Source organism: Mycobacterium sp., from assembly GCF_046095365.1.
GTDB lineage: Bacteria > Actinomycetota > Actinomycetes > Mycobacteriales > Mycobacteriaceae > Mycobacterium.
In genome coordinates this window covers 1-3,633 of sequence record NZ_JBJTJF010000148.1, presented here as the reverse complement: position 1 = coordinate 3,633, position 3,633 = coordinate 1, and the positions used below count along the sequence as shown (strand labels likewise).

4 protein-coding genes are annotated in these 3,633 nt (G+C 66.1%); 3 read left to right on the top strand and 1 reads right to left on the bottom strand.

Features of this window, described 5'->3' with window-relative positions:
* Nucleotides 1–280: 280 nt before the first annotated feature.
* The 3 genes from ACKOQ4_RS11655 (at nucleotide 281) to bshA (ending at nucleotide 2,543) form a co-directional block, all read left to right on the top strand.
* On the top strand, nucleotides 281–592 hold the full coding sequence (locus ACKOQ4_RS11655) for a hypothetical protein (protein ID WP_526291962.1): 312 nt from the start codon (nucleotides 281–283) through the stop codon (nucleotides 590–592).
* 84 nt (nucleotides 593–676) lie between these two features.
* Nucleotides 677–1,405 (top strand): bacillithiol biosynthesis deacetylase BshB1, encoded by a 729-nt coding sequence (gene bshB1, locus ACKOQ4_RS11650; RefSeq protein ID WP_526291960.1) that lies wholly within the window; start codon nucleotides 677–679, stop codon nucleotides 1,403–1,405.
* 4 nt (nucleotides 1,406–1,409) lie between these two features.
* Entirely contained in the window at nucleotides 1,410–2,543 is a 1,134-nt protein-coding gene (gene bshA / locus ACKOQ4_RS11645; protein WP_526291958.1) for an N-acetyl-alpha-D-glucosaminyl L-malate synthase BshA, read from the top strand.
* Nucleotides 2,544–2,568: 25 nt separating this feature from the next.
* Here the strand turns inward: bshA and ACKOQ4_RS11640 are convergent.
* Nucleotides 2,569–3,633, bottom strand: a 1,065-nt coding sequence (locus tag ACKOQ4_RS11640) for an MFS transporter (RefSeq protein WP_526291956.1), incomplete at its 5' end; no start/stop codon positions are given.

Genomic DNA, 3,633 nt, shown 5'->3' with positions numbered 1-3,633 from the left:
CGGGTCGCATCGACCGCTCCGACGGCGTAGCCCTTGGACTTCATGAGAGTCAAGGTCCCTCCGACCGCCAACTCGATGTCGTCGGGGTGGGCTCCGAAGGCGAGTAGGTCGAGTCGATTCATGTCGCGGTCTCCACGATCGCGATTATCGCTCGCGGATCGAGGATTCAATCGCATCGGCGGCGGCTCATCAGGATCATCCGGTCCGTCCCGGACCCGAACGCAGCTGCGGTTTTCACCACGTCGAACTCCGCGGCGGCGAGCATCGCCCGAATTTGGTCATGGTCGTAGAGGAGTACCGATTCGGTCCACTGCGCGAGCGGCTCCCCCGTTTCGCGGCGCACGGGGTCGAACGTCGCGATGGCGTCGTGATCGAGTCTTGGCGAAGGTGGACGGGCACACGCGTCGAGAAGGACGTGACCGTGCGCCGCGAATCGGGGGAGCCGCTCGCGGAGTGGACCGAATCGGTGCTCCTCTATGAGCATGACCAGATTGCGGCGATGCTCGCCGCCGCGGAGTTCGACGTGATGAACACCGCATCGGCGTTCGGGTCCGGTACCGACAGGATGATCCTGACGAGTCGCCGCCGATGATGCGATTGAATCCCGTCGTCGCTCCCGCTAACCGGATGTTCCGCTCGATCCGCGTACGATAATCGCGATCGTGGAGGCCGCGACATGAATCGACTCGACCTACTCGCCTTCGGAGCCCACCCCGACGACATCGAGTTGGCGGTCGGAGGGACCTTGACTCTCATGAAGTCCAAGGGCTACGCCGTCGGAGCGGTCGATGCGACCCGAGGCGAGCTCGGGACACGAGGGACGGCGGAAGTCCGCGCGCGCGAATGCGCCGACGCCTCGCGTCTTTTAGGGCTCGACGTCCGGCTCAACCTGGGCCTGCCGGACGGCTCCGTGTTCGACGACGCCGCGGCCCGCGCCGCCGTGATCACGGTCCTCCGTACCTACCGACCGACCATCGTGATCGGCCCGCGTCCCGACGATCTTCACCCCGACCACGCGCGGTTGTCGACACTTCTCGGGGAAGCGTCGTTTCTCTCCGGAGTGGCCAAGCACACGCCCGGATTACCCGCCCATCGTCCACGCGCCTACTGGCAGTACGCGTCGCACACGACGTTCGACCCCTCCTTCGTCGTCGACATCACGTCCGTCTTCGAGACCAAGCGCGCGGCCGCCATGGCCTACCGAAGCCAGTTCCACGATCCTGCGTCGACGGAACCCGCGACCTACATTTCGCGCCGCGAGTTTTGGGGATGGTGGGAAGGTCGCGCCCGTCACTACGGCAACATGATCGGAGTCGAATACGGAGAAGCCTTCTTCGTGAATTCGCCGCTGCGTCTCGACGATCCGATTTCCGTCTTCAAGGAGTTCGGGTACTACCCGATCTAGTCGAATGACCTCACCGCTTCGTATCGCAATCGCGTGCTATCCGACCTTCGGCGGATCGGGGGCCGTCGCCGTTGAACTCGCGTCGGCGTTGGCGACGCGCGGCCACGAAGTCCACGTCGTTTCCTATGCGCCGCCCGTGCGCCTGCTGCCTCAACGCGGCCTCTCGTATCACGAAGTCAACGTCTCCGCGTATCCGATGTTCAAGTATCCGCCCTACGAGATGGCGCTTGCGAGCAAGTTGGCGGATCTTGCGACGCGGCATCGACTCGACATCCTTCATGCGCACTACGCCGTTCCCCAAAGCCTCTCCGCGGTCCTCGCCCGGGAGATCGTCGGTCGCGACAAGGTGCGCGTCGTCACCACGCTCCACGGAACGGATGTCACGCTCGTCGGTAGCGATCCCGCTTATCGGCCGATCGTCGAATACGCGTTGTCGCGGGCTGATGGAATCACCGCGGTGTCGGAGTTCCTTCGCGACGAGACGCGCCGCGTCATTCACGATGCTCTGCGCATCGCCGCGATTCCGAATTTCGTCGACACCGCGGTCTTTCATCCGGAGCCGCAAGGTTCGATGCGTTCCTGTCTCGCCCGCGAAGACGAAGCGATCCTCGTGCACGCTTCCAACTTCCGACCGGTAAAGCGCGTCGAAGACGTGGTGAAGATCTACGCCGGTGTTCGCACCCGCATGAACGCGCGACTCGTCATGGTGGGCGACGGCCCGGAACGTTCGACCGCGCTTCAAACGGCGGAAGAACTCGGCGTCGCCGACGGCGGGCTGTTCCTCGGCGCGGTCACCGACGTCGCCGCGGTGATGGGAGCCGCGGATGCGTTTCTCTTGCCGTCGGCGGGGGAGTCGTTCGGGCTCGCCGCGCTCGAAGCAATGGCGTGCGGCGTTCCGGTCGTCGGCGCCCGCGCGGGTGGGCTGCCCGAAGTCGTGCGTGACGGCATCGACGGCATCCTCGAACCCGTCGGCGACACGGGAGCGATGTCGTCGCGTCTTGCCGCCCTTCTCGAAGATAAGACGGCACTTGCGAGAGCGCGTGCCGAAGTGGTGCGACGGGCTCGCGAAGACTTCGCCACGGAACGCATCGTTCCGATGTACGAAGACGTGTACGCGGCGGCACTGGACGCACCCTGATGCTGGCCCTCGGCCGAGGTCTGAGTCAGGTGGTCAGCGGGTGCCGGCGCACCAGGAGCAGGCCACTCATCGCCACCAGACCGGCGATGAGGATGCTTCTGCTGACTCCGGTGTAGTGCGCCAGCACGCCGAAGAGCAGACTCCCGCCGGCCAGCGCACCCTGAAGCACCAGTGAGTAGATCGAGCTCGTCAGCCCGCGCATGTCCTGCGGTGCGGCGGACTGGATGGCGAACTGGTGGGCGATGCTCATCAGGCTCGACGTAACACCGAGGAGGAGCAGGAAGCCGGCGTCGAGTGCCATGCTGTTCCACTGGCTCACCCCGATCACGGCGAGCGTGAACAGCACCAGCGCGACGGTGGTGAGGCTGCCCAGGGAGACCCGGCGGCGCAGCACCGGCATCAGCGCGCCGCCGGCCGCGCCCCCGATGCCCAGGGCCGCGAGCAGTCCGCCGTACCCGATCGGCCCGGTCTGGATGTTCTCCTTGGCCACCAGTGGCAGCAGACCCATCACCGCGCCGCACGGCGCCATCAGCAGCGCGCAGCGCAGCATCGGACCGTACAGACGTGGCGAGCGGGGGATCAGTGCCCACGCCTGGCGAAGTGACCCGCGGGCGGGACGGGGCTCGCCGGAGTCGCGTCGGCCCGGGGCGTTGCGCAGCGTCGCGATCATGCCCAGCTGGGAGGCCGCGCTGGTGAACAGCACCACGGCCGGGCCGAACGCACCCATCAGATAACCGGCCAGCACCGGTCCGACCCCACGGCCGAGGTCGCCGCTCAGCCCATTGAATGAAATCGCCTCCACCAGCGAGTCTTTGGGGACGAGATCCTGGATGAACGGCGTCCAGGCGGTCCGCTGGGCCACCACCCCGATGCCGACCAGGAAGGTCATCGCCAGCAGGGACGTGGGAGTGAAATGCAAACGGTCGGCCAGTGCGATGACACCCATAGCGGTCAGCACGGCGAGCAACCAAAACTGTGAAGCGAGCAGCACGACGCGGTGCCCGAACCGATCGGTCGCGACACCGGCCGGGATGGCGAAGAGCAGGAACGGCAGGCTCAGCATCGTCTGCACCAGGCTGATGAGCACCGG